The sequence below is a fragment of the Streptomyces sp. NPDC029139 genome (assembly GCF_055564335.1).
Genome location: NZ_JBVHWN010000004.1, coordinates 271,110 through 290,249, shown reverse-complemented (window position 1 = coordinate 290,249; position 19,140 = coordinate 271,110). Strand labels below are relative to the sequence as shown.

The following is a 19,140-nucleotide window of genomic DNA, read 5'->3' as shown; positions in this document are numbered from 1 at the left end:
CCCGCCGCGCGCCCCTCGGCCCCCGCGAAGGCGCCGGGGCGGCCCGGGGTCACCCGTACCGCCGAGCCCTCTCCCACGAGCTCCCTGGCGGGGCGACCCGCCGCCGTGGGACGAGAGCGGCCCGGTCGGCCGCCCTCACCGCCCGGAGCGAGCGCCTCCGCCGTGCCGGAGGACTCCTCACGTACCAAAACGGCAACAGGCGACGACCCCTCCGTCGAGGAGGGCGCGGCGGACGAGGTGCTCGAAGGGGTACCCGAGACGGACCCCCCGGGCGCCACGCGCGCACCCGCGTCCGCACCCGCCGCGGCTCCCCGGCTCCACCCCCGGGCCGGGGCCACCGCCGCTGACCGGCAGCTTCCCGTGCTCACCCTGGGGGCGGGGCTCACGATGATGGGGCTCGGGATCGGTTTCCTCGGCCTCCGGATGCGCCGCCGCTGAGCGGTCCGATCCCTGCGGAACCCCGCCTCGTCCCCCTTGAGACGGACCCGGAGGCTCCGTCTCAGGTCGCTTGTGGGCTCCGGCATACCCGGTATACATACTGAGTATGTCGATCCGCCACGGGCTCCTCGCCCTCCTCGAACGCGGGCCCCGCTACGGCTCGCAGCTCCGCACGGAGTTCGAGTCCCGCACAGGCTCCACCTGGCCCCTCAACGTCGGCCAGGTCTACACGACCCTCAACCGTCTCGAACGGGACGGCATGGTCGCCCAGGGCGGGGAGGACGAGGCCGGCCACGCCCTGTACGCGATCACCGACAGCGGTCGGGAGGAGCTCAGGAACTGGTTCGAGAAGCCCGTGGACCGCTCCAGCCCGGCCCGTGACGAGCTCGCCATCAAGCTCGCCATGGCCGTCGGGGCGCCCGGCGTCGACATCCGCGCCGTCATCCAGTCCCAGCGCCGGCACACCGTCCAGGCGATGCAGGACTACACCCGGCTCAAGGTCCAGGCACTCGCCGCCCTGGAGAGCGGCGGATCCCGGGAACGCGACGACGTGGCCTGGCTCCTCGTCCTGGAGCAGCTGATCTTCCGGACCGAGGCGGAGGCCCGCTGGCTGGACCACTGCGAGGCCCGGCTGATCCGGCTCTCCAGGGCCGCGACGGCCACTTCCACCGCGCCGAACCCGGCCGCCGGGGACACGCGGCCGCCCGAATCCGCCGGCACGTCCTCCCAGGACACCCGGCCGCCCGAATCCGCCGGCACGTCCTCCCAGGACACCCGCCCGGCCCCGCTGCGCTGACCCCGCGGCCCCAGATCCCGCACCACCTCTTCGACCGCTCCGTACCAGACCGCACCGGGCGCGCGCTGACCACACGTCACGCGGCCGTCCGTCGGCGTACGCCCAAGGGGGACCCCTCCATGTCCACACAGCAGCCCGTGCTGCAACTGCAGAACCTGACCCGTGTCCACGGCTCCGGCGAGACCGAGGTGCACGCCCTGCGCGGCATCGACCTCGACGTCTTCCCCGGTGAACTCGTCGCCGTCATGGGCCCGTCCGGCTCCGGCAAGTCCACGCTGCTCACCATCGCGGGCGGCCTCGACACCCCGACCTCGGGCCGGGTCGTCGTCGAGAACACCGACATCACCACCGCCGGCCGCAAGGCGCTCGCGGCCCTGCGCCGCCGCAGCATCGGGTACGTCTTCCAGGACTACAACCTGATACCCGCCCTCACCGCCGCCGAGAACGTCGCCCTGCCCCGCGAGCTGGACGGCACCTCCGCCCGGAAGGCGCGCGGCGAGGCCCTCGCCGCTCTGGAGGAGATGGAGCTGGGCCACCTCGCCGACCGCTTCCCCGACGAGATGTCGGGCGGTCAGCAGCAGCGGGTGGCCATCGCCCGCGCCCTCGTCGGCGACCGTCGCCTCGTCCTGGCCGACGAGCCCACCGGTGCTCTCGACTCCGAGACCGGAGAGTCCGTCCTCGCCCTGCTCCGCTCGCGCTGCGACGCCGGCGCCGCGGGCGTCCTGGTCACCCACGAGCCGCGGTTCGCCGCCTGGGCCGACCGCGTCGTCTTCCTGCGGGACGGGGCCGTCGTCGACCAGACCGTACGCAGCGAGGCCGACTCGCTCCTGACCGGCCAGGCGGCCGAGCGGTGAACAACTGGTTCCATTCCTGGCGCGCCGCGATCCGCATCGCCCGCCGCGACGCCTGGCGCTACAAGGGCCGCAGCTTCCTCGTCCTGGCCATGATCGCCCTTCCCATCCTGGGCGTGAGCGCCGCCGATCTGACCCTGCGCAGCTCTGAGCTCTCCACCGAGGAGAAGCTGGACCGGACGATGGGCGGGGCCGACGCCCGGTTCAGCGACGCCGGCGTGGGCGGCGTGCCGATCCTCCAGTCTCCGGACGGCGAGATGCACGCACCGGCCAAGGACTACGAGGACACGGTCTGGCCGAGCGGTTCGACCGATGTCACCAAGGCCCTGCCGGCCGGCGCCACCGTCCTCACGGACAGCTCCGGAAGCGCCAAGCTCACCACCGTCCATGGCCTGCTCCAGACCGAGATCCGCGAGCTCAAGGCCGCCGACCCGATGGCCCGGGGCATCCTGACTCTGCTGGAGGGACGCTTCCCCGAGAAGGCGGACGAGGTCGCCGCGACCACGCACTTCCTGGAGAGCAGCGGCCTGTCGCTCGGTTCGACCCTCTCGGCGCGCGGTTCCGACCGCACCTACCGGATCGTCGGCTCGTACGAGCTCCCCAACGACCTGAAGACCGACCAGGTCAACGCCCTGCCCGGCGCCTTCCTCGCCCCGTACGCCAAGGTGGCCGAGAAGGCCGGTATGGCCGCGGGAGGAGTCACCACCGTCCACCTGGTGAAGGTCCCCGGTGGTTTCACGTGGAACACCGTCCAGCAGGTCAACACCAAGGGCGTGGTCGTCACCTCGCGCGCCGTGCTGCTGAACCCGCCGGCCGACTCGGAGGTGCCGCTCTACCAGAAGGACGGCTGGGCCAACTTCGGGTCCGGCCGGGGGGCCCAGGCCGCCGAACTCGCCGCCGCCGGCACGGTCGTCGGGCTGGCGATGCTGGAGATCTGCCTGCTGGCCGGACCCGCGTTCGCCGTCGGCGCCCGCCGCTCGCGCCGCCAGCTCGGGCTCGTCGGCGCCAACGGCGGCGACCGGCGCCACATCCGGGCCATCGTCCTCGGCGGCGGCCTCGTCATCGGCGTCGCCGCCGCGGTCACCGGCACGGTCCTCGCCCTCATCCTGACCTTCCTCCTCCAGCCGGTCCTCGAGAACTCGTTCGGGCAGCGCTTCGGCAGCTTCGACGTACGCCCCCTGGAACTCCTCGGGATCGCGCTGCTCGCCGTGCTGACCGGCCTGCTGGCGGCGATCGTCCCGGCCGTCACCGCGTCCCGGCAGACCGTCCTGGCCTCGCTGACCGGCCGTCGCGGAGTTCGCCGCAGCAGCCGTGTGCTGCCGCTGATCGGCCTCGCGGCGCTGCTCCTGGGCGCGGCGATCGCGCTGTACGGGTCGGTGTTCTCCGACCAGTTCGTCATCGTCGCGGGCGGCAGCGCCCTCGCCGAGCTCGGCGTCGTCGCCATGACCCCCGCCCTGGTGGGTCTCTTCGGCCGGGCCGGCCGCTGGCTGCCGCTGTCGCCCCGCCTCGCCCTGCGGGACGCCGTGCGCAACCGGGGTCGTACGGCCCCCGCCGTCGCCGCCGTGCTCGCCGCGGTCGCCGGAACCGTCGCCGTCTCCACGTACGCGGCGAGCAGCGAGGCACAGCAGCGGGCGGAATACCGGGCGAGCCTGCCGCACGGCGCGGTCTCCGCCCTGGTCGTCGAGGAGGGTGGCCGGGACGTTCCGGCCGTCCGGGACGCCGTCCAGCGCCACCTTCCCGTCGACACCCGCGCGGACGTCGACCGGGTGCACGTCGGAAAGCCCGGCTGTTCGCCCTACGAGGAGACCCCGGGCTGCGGCAGGTACGAGATCGTCGTTCCGCGGGCCAACGAGTGTCCGCTGTGGTCCACCTCCGAGCGCGGCGAGGACCCCGCCGCGAAGTTCTCCAAGGAACAGCGGCGCAAGCTCGCCGAGGACTGGCGCTGCAAGCAGGAGGACGAGGGCGGCATCTACGTCGACGGCGGGCTGATGATCGGCGACGCCAAGGTCCTGAAGGTCCTCGGGATCAAGGACCCGGGCGCCGAGAAGGCTCTCGCCGAGGGCAAGGTCGTCTCCTTCTCCAAGGCCCAGGTCGACCGCAGCGGCACGATCGGCATCAAGCTGATCCCCGACACCCTGAAGGCGAGCGAGGCCGAGCAGGCGGGCAAGCCCGCACCGGGCGAGACCAGGACCCTGCCCACCTACCTCGCGCCCGACGAGGAGAAGTCGTACGGCGTCCAGGCGCTCCTCAGCCCGGCGGCCGCCAAGGCGGCCGGACTCACGACGGTGCCGATGGGCTCGCTGTTCTCCACCGACACGATGCCGAGCACCGAGCAGCGCCAGAAGCTCGACGGCGAGATCGCCAAGATCGGCAGCAATGTCGAGCTGCGCGTGGAGGACGGCTTCGTCAACGACAGCAGCATCGTGCTCCTCTCGCTGGCCGTCTTCGCCGGCCTGGTCACCATCGGCGCCGCCGGTATCGCCACCGGTCTGGCGCAGGCCGACGCCGAGGCCGACCTCAAGACGCTCTCGGCCGTCGGGGCGCCCCCGCGGGTCCGCCGCACGCTCAGCGGCTTCCAGTGCGGGGTGGTCGCCGCGATGGGTGTGGTCCTCGGGTCGGCGGCGGGTGTCCTGCCAGCGATAGGTCTGCGGCTCACCGAGGAGCGCCAGCAGCTGCGCTTCTACCAGGAGGCCCTGGACGAGGGCTGGGGCGGGATGTCCGCGCCGCCGTACGTGCCGGTCGTCGTCCCCTGGGAGACGCTGGTGGGGCTGCTGGTGGTCGTGCCGATCGGCGCCGCGCTCCTGGCCGCTCTGGTGACCCGCTCGCGCGGGGCCCTGGCCCGCCGCGCCGCGATCTGACCGGATTCGTTGCCTTGTCGTGCCCCTGGAGGAGGGTGGATCACTCTCCTCCAGGGGCACACCGTGTGGTGAGGCATGCGTGCGAGAGAATGGCGGCATGGAGATGCCGAGGAATGAACGGTCGCAGGAGAGCCCCCAGGTCCTCATCGTGGGACAGGACGGTATGGCGCTCGGCGGCACTCAGGGTGACGACGAATCCCGCGAGGTCCCGGTGACGGAAATGGTCGAGCAGCCTGCGAAGGTCATGCGCATCGGCAGCATGATCAAGCAGCTCCTGGAAGAAGTACGCGCGGCACCTCTCGACGAGGCCAGCCGGGTCAGGCTCAAGGACATCCACGCGAGCTCCGTGAAGGAGCTGGAGGACGGGCTCGCACCCGAGCTGGTCGAGGAACTGGAGCGCCTCTCCCTGCCGTTCACGGACGAGGCGATCCCCTCCGAGGCCGAACTGCGCATCGCGCAGGCGCAGTTGGTGGGCTGGCTCGAGGGCCTCTTCCACGGCATCCAGACGGCGCTGTTCGCCCAGCAGATGGCGGCCCGTGCCCAGTTGGAGCAGATGCGCAGGGCCCTGCCGCCCGGTGCGTCGCACGACGATGACGACGACCAGGGCCCCGGACACGCGGTCCGTTCGGGGCCGTACCTGTAGGCCGTCCACTCGGTACGTACGGAAGGGCCCGGGTGCACATGCGTGCGCCCGGGCCCTTCCGTGTGGCGGAGCCGGATGGTGAGGCGGGGTCAGGTACCGGACGGCGGCCGTGCGGGCCGTGCGGGCCGTGCGAGCCGTGCGGGCCGTGCGGGTCAGACCTCGGGGGCCAGCAGGAGCACCTTGCCGACGTGTGCGCCCGAGTCCAGCGCCCGGTGGGCCTCGGCGGCATCGGGCATCGGCACCGTACGGTCGACGACGGGGCGTACCGTACCGGCGCCGATGAGCGGCCAGACGTGCTCGCGCACCGCGGCGACGATCGTCGCCTTCTCCTCCAGGGGGCGGGACCGCAGCGTGGTCGCCGTGATCGCGCCGCGCTTGGCGAGCAGGGCGCCGAGGTTCAGCTCGCCCTTGACCCCGCCCTGCATCCCGATGATCGCCAGGCGCCCGTTGACCGCGAGGGCCTTCACATTCCGGTCGAGATACTTGGCCCCGACGATGTCGAGGATGACGTCCGCACCGGCCCCGTCCGTGGCCTTGTGCAGCTCCTCGACGAAGTCCTGCTCGCGGTAGTCGATCAGGATGTCCGCGCCCAGCTCGGCGCAGCGCGCCAGCTTCTCGGGGCTGCCGGCGGTCACCGCGACCCGCGCGCCGACCGCCTTGGCCAGCTGGATCGCCATCGTGCCGATGCCGCTGGCGCCGCCGTGCACCAACAGCGTCTCCCCAGGACGCAGATGGGCGATCATGAAGACGTTCGACCAGACGGTGCTGGTCACTTCGGGCAGCGCCGCGGCCGTGACCAGGTCCACCCCGTCCGGAACGGGAAGCAGCTGGCCGACGGGGACGACGACCTTCTCCGCGTAACCGCCGCCCACGAGCAGCGCGCACACCTCGTCGCCGACGGACCAGCCGGACACCCCCGGCCCGAGCGCGGCGATCCGGCCCGAGCATTCGAGACCGGGGTACGGGGACGTGCCCGGCGGCGGGTCGTAGAACCCCTTGCGCTGGAGCAGATCGGCTCGGTTGACGGCGCTCGCCACCACCTCGACGAGCACTTCGCCCTGTGCGGGCACGGGATCGGGCACCTCGGCCCAGACGAGGGCCTCGGGACCACCGGGTTCCGGAATCGTGATCGCATGCATGGCGGCGAGGCTACTCCGCGGCGAGGGCCTGCCTCTCGGGTCAGGCCCTCGGTGTCTTGTCGATCAGGCCGGATCAGTGAGCGGGGCATGGGCACGCGAGCCCGGCAAGATCGGCAAGACACCCTCTCTAGTCGGAGGGAGGGGTCGTCAGCGGAGTGAGGGGTGCCGCGCGCACGATCGTGATCACACGGTCCGTCAACTGCAGCGGGCTTGCGGCAGGGTCGTCGTATCCGAGGAGCCGGTGGCCGCGCAACACGCTCACCACGAGGTCCTCCGTCTCGCGCACGCTCTTGCCCACCTCGGCCTTTATGACCGGCCGTTCCACCAGGTCGAGACCCGAACCCTGCTGGATCAGGTCCTCCATGACCGTGCCGGCGCTGGGGCTGAGCACCGAGAGGCCCAGCAGCCGTCCGGCGGCGCTGGCGCTGGTGATCACGGCGTCCGCACCGGACTGGCGCAGCAGCGGGGCGTTCTCCTCCTCGCGCACGGCGGCGACGATCTTGGCGCCCCGGTTGAGCTGGCGCGCGGTCAGCGCGACCAGGACGGCCGTGTCGTCGCGCTGGGTGGCGATCACGATCTGACGGGCCTTCTGCACCTCGGCGCGGATCAGCACATCGCTCCGGGTCGCGTCACCGACCACGCCGACGAAACCGTCCGCGTTCGCCGTCTCGATCACCTTCGTGGACGGGTCCACGATGACGATCTGCTCCTTGCGCAGCCCGGTCGCGCAGAGCGTCTGGATAGCGGATCGGCCCTTCGTGCCGAAGCCGACGATGACGGTGTGGTCGCGCAAGGTGGACCTCCAGCGGTTCAGCCGCCACTCCTCCCGGGTCCTTTCGGTGAGGACCTCGAGAGTGGTGCCGACCAGGATGATCAGAAACAGCACGCGCAACGGCGTGACCACCAGGATGTTCACGAGCCGCGCCGAGTCGCTGTACGGGACGATGTCGCCGTAGCCCGTGGTGGAGAGGGTGACGGTCGCGTAGTAGGCACAGTCGAGGAAGTCGAGCGACTCGTCGGAGTTGTCGTGGTAACCGCCGCGATCCAGATAGACGATGACGGTCGTGAGGACCAGCACGCCCAGCGCCATCAGCAGCCGCTTGCCCACCTGCCACAGCGGCTTCTCGACGACCTGCCGGGGCATCCGCACCTGGGAGGGCGAGGTCCTCTCGTCCGCGTGCCGGGCCATGACATCCCGACTGGGAAGTTTCACGTGAAACACGCTCCTTGGTCCGTCGCGCCGAGAGCCGGGAACCCGGACCAGGGCAGGTCGAGGATCTCCAGCACGTCGCCGGGGCGGGCGCCTCCGGGCGGGACCACCGCCATCCCGTCCGCGGCGGCGATACCCCGGAGCATCGCCGGGCCGTTGTAGTGCAGCGGCACGAGCTCGTCGCCCTGGTGGACGACGGGTACGAGCCGGGTGTCGTGCGGATGACCGTGGATGCCGTCGCGTACGGGCATCCGGTACGGCGGCGGAGCCGGTGCTCCCGCCAGGGCGCGGAGCAGGGGCTCGGCCAGGGTGAGCAGCCCCGAGACCGCGGCGAGCGGGTTGCCGGGCAGGCCGACCAGGTGCCGGCCGCCGTCGAGGCGTGCGAGCAGCATGGGGTGGCCCGGGCGGACCTTCACACCGTCGACCAGGAGGGTGGCACCCGCCTTGGCGAGGACGGGGTGGACATGGTCGACGGGCCCGGCGGCCGTGCCCCCGGTGGTGATCACCAGGTCGGCGTCGGATCCGGTCACGGCGGTGTGCAGGGCCTCGGCGTCGTCGCCGATCCGCCGGGTGGCGAGCACGTCGGCCCCGAGGGCGTTCAGCCAGGGGCCGAGCATGGGGCCGAGGGCGTCACGGATCAGACCGTCGTGGGGGAGCCCGGACGTGAGGAGCTCGTCGCCGAGGACGAGAACTTCCACACGGGGGCGGTGCGGGGTCGGCAGTGCGTCGTACCCGGCGGCCGCGGCGAGGCCGAGGACGGCGGGGGTCACCGCCGTGCCGGCGGGCAGCAGCCGGTCGCCGGAGCGGCACTCCTGCCCCCGGGGGCGGATGTCCTGGCCGGGCACGACCTCGCGGCGGGCGTGCAGATGGCCGCCGGTGTCCGTGCGGGAGTGCTCGCTGCGGATGACCGCCGTGGTCTCGGGCGGTACGCGGGCGCCGGTGGCGATCCGTACGGCGGTCCCGTCCTCCAGCGCGGGGGCGGCGGCGTGTCCTGCGAGCACCGCTCCCTCGGTCCGGATCTTCCAGGGGCCGGGGCCGGCGACGGCCCAGCCGTCCATGGCCGAGGTGTCGAAGGACGGCAGATCGGTGAGCGCGCGGAGCGGCTCGGCGAGGACCTGGCCGAGCGCCTGCGCGAGAGGCGTACGGCGGGGTTCGCGCGCCGCCCCGGCCGCGGCTCCGGCACGGCCGGCGACCTCCCGGGCGGCGGGCCAGGCGGTGGCGCGGTGGGCCTCGGCGGGGCGCTCGGCGACACGGGGGTCGCTGGGGTGGGCGTCGCCGGGGCGGGACTCGGCGGGGCGGGACTCGACGGGGTGGGAGTCGGCGGCGCGGGGTTCGCCGGGGCGGGACTCGTGGGGGCGGGACTCGTGGGGGTGGGGGTCGGCGGCGCGGGGGTCGCCGGGGTGCCGGTCTCCGGGGCGGGCGTCGCCGGGACGGGCGTCGCCGGGGCGCGGGTCACCAGGGCCGGCGTCGGACCGGGCGCTGCTGCCTCGATGGGACGGGGTGGGCCGGGGGGCGCCCGGCCGGGGTCGGGCGGCACGCGGCCGGGCGACGAGGGCGAGGGCTTCGTCCACGCCGTCGCTCTCGGGTACGGGGGCGCTCTCGGGCACGCGGGCGCCCGCAGTCCCGGTGGTGAGCGCTGCCTCCGGCCCGGTGGCCGGCGCGATGCCCGACCCCGTGGCCAGCTCGATGTCGGGCGCGGTGCCCGAGCGGGTGGCCGGCTCGGTTTCGGTGCCCGTCCCGTGGCCCGCCACCGTGCCGGGCTGGGCCGCGCGCTCCTGCGGTGTCATCCGGCTTCGCCCTGCTCCGTCTCGGCTGCCCAGCGGTTGGCGAGGGCGGCGGCCTTGCGGGCGGCCTCGGCGACCGCCTCGGGGCCGCCCTCTCCACCGGCGGCGCGCGCCGCCGCGTACCCGACCAGGAACGTGGTCAGCGGCGCGGCGGGGCGGGCGACCCCGTGAGCGGCGTCCCGGGCCAGATCGAGCAGGACGCCGGTGTCGACGTCGATCTCGATGCCCAGTTCGTCCTTGACTGCGGTGATCCATTCATCCAGCACGTTCCCATGCTCCCTGATACGGGTCCGGGCCGCGGCAATGTCCTCCCAGGTGTCGCAGTCGAAGGAGGCGAGGGGGTCCGCGGCGACCCGGACGATGCGGAGCTCCCGCGTGATCAGACGCAGCGGGAGGCCGTCGAGGGTGCCGTGCGCGGCGGCGATGAGATCCACCTCACGCCGGAGCGCCTCGGTGCGGTAGGCGGCGACGAGTGGCTGGTCCCGGCCGTCGGGGTCGACCAGCAGCGCGGCCTCGGCGTCCGGCGCCCCGGAGAGGGCTTCGAGAAGCTGCCGGCCGGTCCCTTCGTCGAGGAACGGCAGGTCGGCGGAGAGGACGAGCACCGTGCCGGCCTCCACCGCGCGCACCCCGGCGTCGAGCGCGGCCAGCGGCCCTCCGCCGGGCGGTTCCTCCCTGGCCCACACCACGGGGCGCGCGGTCGTCCGGCGTCCCCCGACGACCACGGTGCGGCCGGCACCCCGGCAGCCCGTCAGGACCCGGTCGAGCAACGCCCGGCCCCCGACCCGTACCCCGGGTTTGTCCGCGCCGCCGAGGCGCTTCGCGGCGCCCCCGGCGAGCACGATGGCGTCATACACGGTCGTCATGCCAGCAGTATGATCCGCGCCCGCCCGGTCCGGCCCGGAGATCGCCGCCCGTCTCATCCATGGAGACGGACGGCGACGGGGGACAGGGCCGGGCGGGCGCGGGCCGGGCCGGGCCGGGCCGTCAGAGCGTGCGGAGCAGGACCGCGGGGTGTTCGACGCAGTCCGCGACATAGCGCAGGAAGCCGCCCGCCGTGCCTCCGTCGCAGACCCGGTGGTCGAAGGTCAGCGACAGCTGGACGACCTTCCGAACGGCCAGTTCGCCCTCGTGGACCCACGGCTTGGGGATGATCCGGCCCACCCCGAGCATCGCCGCCTCCGGGTGGTTGATGATCGGCGTCGAGCCGTCGACCCCGAACACCCCGTAGTTGTTCAGCGTGAACGTCCCACCGGTCAGCTCGGCGGGCGTCAGCGTGCCCTGCCGGGCGGACTCCGTCAGCCGCGCGAACTCCTCCGTCAGCGACTCCGCGGTCCGCGTGCCCGCGTCCCGGACCACCGGGACGACCAGGCCGCGCGGGGTCTGCGCCGCGAACCCGAGGTGCACGGACGGCAGCCGGACGATCTCCCGGGCCGCCGTGTCCACGGTGGAGTTGAGCTCGGGGAACCGGGCGAGGGCGTGGGCGCAGATCCGGGCGAGCAGCGCGAGCAGCGAGATCTTCTGCCCGCCCGCCGCGTTCATCGCGGCCCGCGCCGCCATGAGTTCGGTCGCGTCCGCGTCGACCCAGCAGGTCGCGTCCGGGATCTCCGTACGGCTGCGGGAGAGCTTGTCCGCCACGGCACCACGGACTCCGCGCAGCGGGATCCTCTCGCCCCCGGCCGCGGACGCCGGTGCGGCGGCCGGAGCCGGACGCGCGGCGGCCGACTCGGCGGCGGCCAGGACCGACTCAACGTCGGCCCGCAGGATCAGCCCGTCCGGACCGGACCCGCGCACCTCCCGCAGATCGAGCCCCTTGTCCCGGGCCAGCTTCCGCACGAGCGGCGAGATGACCGGGACGGGACCTTCGGCGGCCGCCGGCTTCACGGGCATGTGCCGGGCGGGCGCCGTCTCCCTGGCCGTCGACTGCGCGGGCGCCGCCGTCACCGGGGTCGCGGCCGCGGGAACGGTGTCCCGGCGGACTCGGCGCCGGCGCGCCGCCGGCCCCGCCGTCCCGTAACCGACCAGCACGTTGCCGGAGTACTCCGAGGACTCGGCGTCCCCGGCCGACGCGGCGGACTTCACCGAGGACGCGGTCGACGCGGGCGCTGTCCCCGTGGCCTCCGCTCCTCCCACGGCGACCGTCAGGAGCGGCGCCCCGACGGGCAGTTCGGTGCCCTCCTCGCCGAAGCGGGCGGTCACCACCCCGCCATAGGGGCACGGGACCTCGACCATCGCCTTGGCGGTCTCGACCTCGACGACCGGCTGGTCGATGGCGACGACGTCGCCGACGTCCACCAGCCAGCGCACGATCTCCGCCTCGGTCAGCCCCTCGCCGAGGTCCGGCAGCTTGAATTCGAGTACCTGGGCCATCAGCTCCCCGCCTCCCACTGGAGCCGCGCCACCGCGTCGAGCACACGGTCCACGCCCGGCAGATGGTGCCGCTCCAGCATCGGCGGCGGGTAGGGGATGTCGAACCCGGCGACGCGCAGCACCGGCGCCTCCAGGTGGTGGAAGCAGCGCTCGGTCACCCGCGCGGCGATCTCCCCGCCCGGTCCACCGAACCCGGCCGACTCGTGGACGACGACCGCCCGCCCGGTGCGCCGCACCGACGCGCAGACCGTCTCGTCGTCGAACGGCACCAGCGAGCGCAGGTCGACGACCTCCAGGTCCCAGCCCTCGGCCCGGGCGGCCTCGGCCGCCTCCAGGCAGACCGGTACGGACGGTCCGTACGTCAGCAGCGTGGCGCTGCTGCCGGGGCGCCGCACCACGGCCTTGCCGATGGGCTCCACCGCCGTCGGCGCCTCGGGCGACCAGTCGGACTTCGACCAGTACAGCCGCTTGGGCTCCAGGAAGACGACCGGGTCGTCGGAGGCGATCGCCGCCCGCAGCAGGCCGTACGCGTCCTCGACCGTCGCCGGGGTGACGACATGGAGACCGGGGGTCGCCATGTAGTACGCCTCGGAGGAGTCGCTGTGGTGCTCGACGCCGCCGATCCCGCCGCCGTACGGCACCCGGATCACCATCGGCATGGGCATCGCGCCGCGCGTGCGGTTCCGCATCCGCGACACATGGCTGATCAGCTGCTCGAACGCCGGGTAGGCGAAGGCGTCGAACTGCATCTCGACGACCGGCCGCAGCCCGTACATCGCCATGCCGACGGCCGTGCCCAGGATGCCGGCCTCGGCCAGCGGGGTGTCCGTACAGCGGTCCTCGCCGAACTCCTTGGCGAGGCCGTCCGTGACCCGGAAGACACCGCCGAGCGTGCCGACGTCCTCGCCCATGACGTGGACGGTCGGGTCCTCGGCCATCGCGTCGCGCATGGCCCGCTGCAGCGCCTGTGCCATCGTGGCCGGCTTGGCCGCGGCCTTGGTTCCACTCCGGGCCGCTGTGCTGGTCGTCATCACGCCTCGCTCTCGGCGTCGAGCTCGGCCCGCAGCTGCGCCGCCTGCTCGCGCAGCTGTGTCGTCTGCTCGGCGTAGACGTGCGCGAACAGGTCCATCGGGTCGAGGACCGGGTCGGCGTTCATCCGCTCGCGCAGCGCCGCCGCCATCGTCTCGGCGGCCTCGGCCGCCGCCCGCCTTCCGTCCTCGTCGAGCATTCCGCGCTCCGTCAGTTCCCGCTCGAGGAGCAGGATCGGGTCATGTGCCTTCCATGCCTCGACCTCGCTGTCGCCGCGGTAGCGGGTGGCGTCGTCGGCGTTGGTGTGGGCCTCGATGCGGTACGTGACCGCCTCGACGAGCGTCGGCCCGCCACCGCGTCGCGCGCGTGCCACGGCCTCGCTCAGCACCTGGTGGACGGCGACGGCGTCGTTGCCGTCGACCAGCCGGCCCGGCATGCCGTACCCGACGGCCTTGTGGGCCAGCGAGGGCGCCGCGGTCTGCTTGGCGAGGGGCACGGAGATCGCGAAACCGTTGTTCTGGACCAGGAAGACCACGGGGGCCTGCCAGACGGCCGCGAAGTTCAGCGCCTCGTGGAAGTCGCCCTCGCTGGTGCCGCCGTCGCCGACCATGGCGAGCGCGACCACGTCGTCGCCCTTGAGCCGGGCGGCGTGGGCCAGGCCCACCGCGTGCGGCAGCTGGGTGGCGAGCGGCGTGGACAGCGGAGCGATGCGGTGCTCACGCGGGTCGTACCCGGTGTGCCAGTCGCCGCGCAACAGCGTCAGCGCCTGGACCGGGTCCAGGCCGCGGGCGACGGCCGCGAGGGTGTCGCGGTAGGAGGGGAACAGCCAGTCCCGGTCCTCCAGGGCCAGCGCGGCCGCGACCTCGCAGGCCTCCTGGCCGGTCGTCGACGGGTAGACGGCGAGCCTGCCCTGCTTGGTCAGGGCCGTGGCCTGCGCGTTGTACCGCCGGCCGCGCACCAGCTCGGCGTAGAGCCGCCGCAGCAGGTCGGGGTCGGCGTCGGCCACCGCGTCCGTACCGAGGACACGGAACGGCTCGGCGTCGGGCAGCAGCGGCGCGGCTTCGGTACGCGGCTTCCACGCCGGGGGCGGGGTGGGCCGGTAAGCAGCGGCGGGCGGCTCTTGGACTGTCGAACTGCGCTGTTGCAACGAGTCCACCTCCTCGTGGGAGCGGGCATAAGACCCGAAGGCGGGTGGCGCGGGTGTGGCGCGCCTCACCTACCGATTGTTCGGTCGTGGAGGCATTTTGGCTACAGGCGCCCTCAGCCTGTGGACAATCGGTTCTCCACAGCCTGGGATAGGAGCATGTCGTCCATGGGAGAGAGGCGGGGGGACATGGCGGATGAACAAATGGCCGAGGGTTGGGAGAGGGCGCTCTCCACGGGCCCGGGCCTGACGGCCGACGGGACGTCCCAGGAGTCCCAGGGGGCCCCGGCGCGCCCGCTGGACGCGATCGACCGCGACATCCTGCGCATCCTCCAGACGGACGGCCGCGCATCGATACGTTCCGTGGCCGAACGGGTCCATGTGTCCCGGGCCAACGCCTACGCGCGGATCAACCGGCTCATCGACGACGGGGTGATCCGGGGCTTCAGCGCGCGGGTCAACCACGAGCGGGCGGGCCAGGGCGCCTCGGCCTACATCACGCTCAAGATCGTCCAGAACTCCTGGCGCACCGTGCGCGAACAGCTCCAGGCCCTGCCCGGCGCCGCGCACATCGCGCTGGTCAGCGGGGACTTCGACGTACTGCTGCTGGTCCACACGCCCGACAACCGGACCTTGCGCGAACTCGTGCTCACCAAGATCCAGTCGATCCCCGAGGTGCTCTCCACCCGCACCCTGCTGGTCTTCGAGGAGACGGACCTCGACCCGGACCACCACTGACCGCTCTCTGAGGCCGCTGCGGGGCGGCCACCGGTCCAGCAAGGCCACCGGTCCAGCAAGGCCACCGGCGCGCCCCAGGGCGCGCCGGAGCGTTCTCAGCGGGCCGTACGCAGCCCGTCGAAGGCGAGATGCACGACGGTGTCGGCGAGCTGCTCGCGCACCGCGTCGGCGCCCGGCAGCGGCCGGTACCACTCCACCAGCGAGTTGATCATGCCGAAGAGCAGACGGGTGGCCAGCTTGATGTCCACGTCCGCCCGCAGGTCCCCGTCGGCCACGGCCGCCTTCAGCAGCTCGGCCACCTTGTGGTCGAACTCCCGGCGCCGCTCCATCGCCCACCGCTCGGTGTCGGTGTTGCCCCGGACCCGCAGCAGCAGCGTCACGTACGGCAGCTCCGCCATCAGCACCTCGACGGTGCGCCGGGTGACGTACTCGACCCGCTCGATGGCCCGCCCACGTCCCGCGCCCGGCTCGTCGAGGATCCCGAAGAGTCCGTCGATCGCCCGGCTCACGGCCCGCCGCAGCAGTTCCTCCTTGCCCGCGACGTGATGGTAGATCGAGGACTTGGAGATCCCGGCGGCCTTGGAGAGGTGCTCCATGGACGTGCCGTCGTAGCCGCGTTCGTTGAAGACCCGCACGGCGACGGAGAGCAGCGTCTCGGGGGTGTACGTGTCGCGCTTCGCGGTGGTCATCGGCCGCCCTCCTGCTCCCCGGCGGCGTACGAGTGACGGAAGAGCGCCAGCGAGGGCGCGTACGGTCCGCTCGGGTCGCGCTGGTGCAGCTCCTCGAGGAGGCCGAAGGCCCAGTTCTTCCCGAGCCGCCGGCTCCATTCGAGGGGGCCGAGCGGGTAGTTGACGCCCAGCCGCATCGCCGTGTCGATGTCCTCCTCGGTGGCCACGCCCTTGGCGACGGCGTCGTGCGCGAGGTCGATGAGCCGGGCCACGGTCCGGGCCACGATCATGCCGGGGACGTCGCCGATGACGCTGACCTTCTTGCCGAGCGCCTGGAACAGCCCGGTCGCCTGGGCAAGCGTCTCGGGCGGGGTGTCCGGCCCGGCGGAGAGGGCGATCCTGGTCGCCTCGCGGTAGTCGAGCGCCAGGTCGAAGTAGACGACGTCGCGGAACTCGACCGAGGTCTGTCCGTCCGCGGGCACGAGCTGGCCACCGCTGGGCAGCACCAGTCGGCTGCCCCTGTCCTCGGGCTCCTCGCGCACCGTGATCCCGGCCTCGCGGATCATGGCCAGCAGCTCGGTGCCGACCGCTCCGAGGTCGCCCTCGGCGATGACATGGGCCGGCGGTTCCGCGGGGTCGGCGGTGTGCGGTTCGGGCCGGTGCGCGCCTTCCTTGTACGTGTACCAGCCACGGCCCGTTTTGCGGCCGAGCATCCCGGACTCGACCAGGCGCCTCTGGGCGAGCGACGGACGGAACTTGGGATCCCGGAAGAAGGCCTCCCACACGGAGTGGGTGACGGCCTCGTTGACGTCGTGGCCAATCAGGTCGGTCAGCTCGAAGGCGCCCATGCGGAAGCCGCCCGACTCGCGCAGGACGGCGTCGATGGTGGCGGCGTCGGCGCCTCGGTCCTCCAGGACCGCGAAGGCCTCCGCGTAGAAGGGCCTGGCTATCCGGTTCACGATGAAGCCGGGGGTGTCCGCGCACCGCACCGGCGTCTTGCCCCAGCCCTTCACCGTCTCGTACGCGCGCGTGGCGGCGGAGGCGTCGGTCGCGAAGCCGCTGACGACCTCGACCAGCGGGAGCAGCGGGGCGGGGTTGAAGAAGTGCAGTCCGACGAACCTGCCGGGCAGCCGCAGCCCTCCCGCGATCGCGGTGACGGAGAGGGAGGACGTGTTGGTGGCAAGGAGGGTGTCGTCGCCGACGATCTTCTCCAGCTCGGCGAAGAGCTGCTGCTTGACCTGGAGGTTCTCGACGATCGCCTCGATGACGAGGGCGGCGTCGGCGAGCTCGGACGGATCGCTCGCGGCGTGCAGGCGGGCCACGGCGGCGTCCCGCTCCGCCCGCTCCATCCGGCCCTTCTCGACGAGGCGGTCCAGGCGGGCGGCAAGGGTGGTCACGGCCTCTTCGGCCCGGCCGGGGGCGCTGTCGTAGAGCCGTACGGGGTGGCCCGCGATGAGGGCGACCTGGGCGATGCCCTGGCCCATGGTCCCCGTGCCGACGACGGCGACGGTCCGGCTCGGGTCGATGACATCGGCGGCAACGGTGCCCTCGGCGCCGGGCCGCGGCGCGGGATCCGGCACGGCGTCCGGCGCGGAGTCGCTCACATTGGCGGTCATACGACTGATCCTCCCCGATGGGTTGTCCACAGCTTCGACAGACCCCCTTGTCCCGACCGATCGTTCGGTTACTCTAACTCTGTCAGTCACTCCCTGCCCAGCTCGACGAGGAGTTGGTCCTGCAATGGCCACCGCTCAGCTGACCACCGACGCCCTGGCCGAGAAGCACCGGTCCACACTCGACCAGGCTCTCGACACCATCCGCACCCGTGCCTACTGGTCGCCCCACCCCGAGCACCCGAAGGCGTACGGAGAGAACGGCTCGCTCGACGCGGCCGCCGGTCTCGACGCGTACAAGGCACTGCTCGACACCCGCTTCGAGCTGGACCAGCCCGGCACCGACGGCTGGACCGGTGGCGAGATCTCGCCGTACGGTCCGGCGCTCGGCGTGGAGTACCCGCACGCCGACATCGACGTCCTGCTGCCCGCGATGCGCGCGGGCATGGGCGCCTGGCGCGAGGCCGGCCCCGAGGGGCGCGCCCTGGTGTGCCTGGAGATCCTCACCCGGATCTCCGCCCGCACCCACGAGTTCGCGCACGCGGTGATGCACACCAGCGGCCAGGCATTCATGATGGCGTTCCAGGCCGGCGGCCCGCACGCGCAGGACCGCGGCCTGGAGGCGGTGGCGTACGCGTACGCGGAGCAGACCCGCACTCCCGGTGGCTCCGCCTCCTGGTCCAAGCCGCAGGGGAAGCGCGACCCGCTGGAGCTGACCAAGGAGTTCACCCCGGTCGCCCGCGGCATCGCGCTGATGATCGGCTGCAACACCTTCCCGACGTGGAACGGCTACCCCGGCCTGTTCGCCTCCCTGGCCACCGGTAACGCCGTCCTGGTCAAGCCCCACCCCCGGGCCGTGCTCCCGCTGGCGCTCACCGTCCGCGTCGCCCGCGAGGTCCTCGCCGAGGCCGGCTTCGACCCGAACCTGGTGGCGCTGGCCGCCGAGCGTCCCGGCGAGGGCATCGCCAAGACCCTCGCCGTCCGCCCGGAGATCCGGATCATCGACTACACCGGGTCGACCGCCTTCGGAGACTGGCTGGAGGCCAACGCCCGCCAGGCGCAGGTCTACACCGAGAAGGCCGGCGTGAACACGGTCGTCGTCGACTCCACCGACGACTACAAGGGGATGCTCTCCAACCTGGCCTTCTCGTTGTCCCTCTACAGCGGGCAGATGTGCACGACCCCCCAGAACCTGCTGATCCCCCGCGACGGCATCACCACCGACGCGGGCCCGAAGTCGTACGACGAGGTGGTCGCCGACCTCGCGGCGGCGGTGGGCGGCCTGCTGGGCGACGACGCCCGGGCGAACGCCCTGCTCGGCGCGCTGGTCAACCCTGACGTGAAGGCGCGCCTGGAGGCCGCGGCCGAGCTGGGCGAGGTGGCGCTCGCCTCCCGCGAGGTGGCGAACCCGGACTTCCCCGGCGCCGTCGTCCGTACGCCGGTCATCGTCAAGCTGGACGGCTCACGGAAGCACTGGGAAGGGGCCGACACGGAGGCCGCGTACTTCTCCGAGTGCTTCGGCCCGGTGGCCTTCGCCGTCTCCGTCGACTCGACCGCCGACGGGCTCGACCTGCTGCGGCGCACGGTCCGCGAGAAGGGCGCGATGACGGTCGGGGCGTACACCACCTCGGCCGACACCGAGCGCGCCGTCGAGGAGGTCTGCCTGGAGGAGTCGGCCCAGCTCTCGCTGAACCTGACGGGCGGGGTCTACGTCAACCAGACGGCGGCGTTCTCCGACTTCCACGGCTCCGGCGGAAACCCCGCCGCGAACGCGGCGCTGTGCGACGGCGCGTTCGTCGCGAACCGCTTCCGCGTGGTGGAGGTCCGCCGCCAGGCGTGAGCCACCCGGCGTCGCGGAGGTC

16 protein-coding genes are annotated in these 19,140 nt (G+C 73.0%); 7 read left to right on the top strand and 9 right to left on the bottom strand.

All coding sequences use genetic code 11. From position 1 onward, the window contains the following. The first annotated feature begins 162 nt into the window (after positions 1–162). The 5 genes from ACZ4VW_RS12370 to ACZ4VW_RS12350 all read left to right on the top strand — a co-directional run bounded on the left by ACZ4VW_RS12370 (position 163) and on the right by ACZ4VW_RS12350 (position 5,586). Complete coding sequence (locus tag ACZ4VW_RS12370; RefSeq protein WP_467961265.1) at positions 163–438, top strand: hypothetical protein; 276 nt, start codon at positions 163–165, stop codon at positions 436–438. 106 nt (positions 439–544) lie between these two features. Beyond that, positions 545–1,234, top strand: a complete 690-nt coding sequence (locus ACZ4VW_RS12365; protein ID WP_467961263.1) for a PadR family transcriptional regulator — start codon at positions 545–547, stop codon at positions 1,232–1,234. 119 nt (positions 1,235–1,353) lie between these two features. Beyond that, complete coding sequence (locus ACZ4VW_RS12360) at positions 1,354–2,088, top strand: ABC transporter ATP-binding protein (protein ID WP_467961261.1); 735 nt, start codon at positions 1,354–1,356, stop codon at positions 2,086–2,088. Further along, positions 2,085–4,943 carry an ABC transporter permease gene (locus ACZ4VW_RS12355; protein ID WP_467961259.1) on the top strand — a complete coding sequence of 953 codons (2,859 nt, stop codon included), beginning with the start codon at positions 2,085–2,087 and terminating at the stop codon, positions 4,941–4,943. Before ACZ4VW_RS12360 ends, ACZ4VW_RS12355 begins: the two co-directional genes overlap by 4 nt. 97 nt (positions 4,944–5,040) lie before the next feature. Continuing rightward, a complete protein-coding gene (locus ACZ4VW_RS12350) occupies positions 5,041–5,586 on the top strand; it encodes a bacterial proteasome activator family protein (protein ID WP_355110654.1) in 546 nt (181 codons plus the stop codon). Between the two features lie 152 nt (positions 5,587–5,738). On the opposite strand, the gene ACZ4VW_RS12345 is transcribed toward ACZ4VW_RS12350, so the two are convergent. The 7 genes from ACZ4VW_RS12345 to pdhA form a co-directional block, all read right to left on the bottom strand. Then, entirely contained in the window at positions 5,739–6,725 is a 987-nt protein-coding gene (locus ACZ4VW_RS12345) for an NAD(P)H-quinone oxidoreductase (protein ID WP_467961257.1), read from the bottom strand. Positions 6,726–6,852: 127 nt separating this feature from the next. Next, positions 6,853–7,938, bottom strand: coding sequence for a potassium channel family protein (locus tag ACZ4VW_RS12340; protein ID WP_467961255.1), 1,086 nt, complete (start codon positions 7,936–7,938; stop codon positions 6,853–6,855). Then, complete coding sequence (locus ACZ4VW_RS12335; RefSeq protein ID WP_467961253.1) at positions 7,935–9,722, bottom strand: molybdopterin molybdotransferase MoeA; 1,788 nt, start codon at positions 9,720–9,722, stop codon at positions 7,935–7,937. Before ACZ4VW_RS12335 ends, ACZ4VW_RS12340 begins: the two co-directional genes overlap by 4 nt. Continuing rightward, positions 9,719–10,582: a DUF6457 domain-containing protein gene (locus ACZ4VW_RS12330; RefSeq protein WP_467961251.1), complete on the bottom strand. Its 864-nt coding sequence runs from the start codon at positions 10,580–10,582 to the stop codon at positions 9,719–9,721. The genes ACZ4VW_RS12335 and ACZ4VW_RS12330 overlap by 4 nt, the downstream gene beginning before the upstream one ends. A 121-nt stretch (positions 10,583–10,703) precedes the next feature. Continuing rightward, entirely contained in the window at positions 10,704–12,086 is a 1,383-nt protein-coding gene (locus ACZ4VW_RS12325; protein ID WP_467961249.1) for a dihydrolipoamide acetyltransferase family protein, read from the bottom strand. Then, positions 12,086–13,117, bottom strand: a complete 1,032-nt coding sequence (locus ACZ4VW_RS12320; RefSeq protein ID WP_467961247.1) for an alpha-ketoacid dehydrogenase subunit beta — start codon at positions 13,115–13,117, stop codon at positions 12,086–12,088. The genes ACZ4VW_RS12325 and ACZ4VW_RS12320 overlap by 1 nt, the downstream gene beginning before the upstream one ends. Continuing rightward, positions 13,117–14,271: a pyruvate dehydrogenase (acetyl-transferring) E1 component subunit alpha gene (gene pdhA / locus ACZ4VW_RS12315; RefSeq protein ID WP_467961878.1), complete on the bottom strand. Its 1,155-nt coding sequence runs from the start codon at positions 14,269–14,271 to the stop codon at positions 13,117–13,119. The genes ACZ4VW_RS12320 and pdhA overlap by 1 nt, the downstream gene beginning before the upstream one ends. A gap of 192 nt (positions 14,272–14,463) precedes the next feature. Between pdhA and ACZ4VW_RS12310 the strand changes: the two genes are divergently transcribed. Beyond that, positions 14,464–14,997, top strand: a complete 534-nt coding sequence (locus tag ACZ4VW_RS12310) for an Lrp/AsnC family transcriptional regulator (protein ID WP_467961876.1) — start codon at positions 14,464–14,466, stop codon at positions 14,995–14,997. 95 nt (positions 14,998–15,092) lie between these two features. Here ACZ4VW_RS12310 and ACZ4VW_RS12305 read toward each other — a convergent pair whose 3' ends face one another. Together ACZ4VW_RS12305 and ACZ4VW_RS12300 are read right to left on the bottom strand one after the other, a co-directional pair. Further along, positions 15,093–15,686, bottom strand: coding sequence for a TetR/AcrR family transcriptional regulator (locus ACZ4VW_RS12305; RefSeq protein ID WP_467961245.1), 594 nt, complete (start codon positions 15,684–15,686; stop codon positions 15,093–15,095). Continuing rightward, positions 15,683–17,281 carry a 3-hydroxyacyl-CoA dehydrogenase gene (locus ACZ4VW_RS12300; protein ID WP_467961243.1) on the bottom strand — a complete coding sequence of 533 codons (1,599 nt, stop codon included), beginning with the start codon at positions 17,279–17,281 and terminating at the stop codon, positions 15,683–15,685. Before ACZ4VW_RS12300 ends, ACZ4VW_RS12305 begins: the two co-directional genes overlap by 4 nt. A gap of 124 nt (positions 17,282–17,405) precedes the next feature. On the opposite strand from ACZ4VW_RS12300, the gene paaN reads away from it, so the two are divergent. Next, positions 17,406–19,118 (top strand): phenylacetic acid degradation protein PaaN, encoded by a 1,713-nt coding sequence (paaN, locus tag ACZ4VW_RS12295; RefSeq protein ID WP_467961241.1) that lies wholly within the window; start codon positions 17,406–17,408, stop codon positions 19,116–19,118. Positions 19,119–19,140 lie beyond the last annotated feature (22 nt).